The following is a 789-nucleotide window of genomic DNA, read 5'->3' on the forward strand; positions in this document are numbered from 1 at the left end:
GGTGGTTTGCGGCGGCTTTTGTATTGCGTTGCTCACCCCTTAGCAGGGCGTTATGCTTAATCAAGTAAAATCAGTGGTTTATGGTTTTTCTTTGCTCCCTCGGCTTTTCAGTTTTGTGTTTGTCGGCAAGTTGGCTTCAGTGGGCGCTATTTTCTGGACATCCATTCTTGGGCGCTGGAAATTCAGAGAATTGCCTCAATCAATTTTCGGGCAAGTGCGAGGTTAGGGCGGTTGGCTCAATCAGAAATCCATTTCTAGGTTTCAAAGTTCAAACTAGATCTGCCAAAATTCCAAGTCTGATTATCAAAACTATGATTCATTTCGGTTTTCTACGTTTTGGCTTTTGTGTGTAAATCAAAGTCGAGTTAATCTTGTTTTTAGTAAAACGTAAGTCATTGAAGCTTAAGCATAACAAAGCGTTTAAGTGGGATTTGGCACGCGTGGCATTTTCGGTTTGCGTTGGGTTCAGTGATTAAGTCGCTGTGCGGTAGCTTTTGTAGTGCGTGCCTGCACCCCTTAACGCGGCGTTATGTGTAATGAGGATACTATGCAAAAATTCGCAGCTGTTTTAGGTTTGCTGTGTGTGCCTTATGTGTATGCTGAATCAATTGAAGGGTGTTATTTGGTTGCTGATGAGATAACCAGTTTTTCATCTGAAGAGTCAGAGATTCAGTCTACTTACGTAAAAATTCAAGGTCTGCTGGAAACTACTCGGTCGAGGGTCTTATTTGGGGGCTAATTTCGATGTTTGCCATTATTGCTTCTCCGATTGAAGGCGTTGGTGGGCCA

Annotated in this window: 1 protein-coding gene; it reads left to right on the forward strand. The window is 43.0% G+C overall.

Translation table 11 applies throughout. The features are described 5' to 3' along the window. Positions 1–547: 547 nt before the first annotated feature. Positions 548–739 carry a hypothetical protein gene (locus CIK04_RS32325; protein ID WP_128824803.1) on the forward strand — a complete coding sequence of 64 codons (192 nt, stop codon included), beginning with the start codon at positions 548–550 and terminating at the stop codon, positions 737–739. Positions 740–789 lie beyond the last annotated feature (50 nt).

The sequence above is a fragment of the Vibrio sp. 03_296 genome (assembly GCF_002265885.1).

What these genes read in the sequence shown, in the direction of transcription:
- CIK04_RS32325 (WP_128824803.1), top strand. Translation starts at nt 548, where the DNA reads ATGCAAAAATTCGCAGCTGTTTTAGGTTTGCTGTGTGTGCCTTATGTG.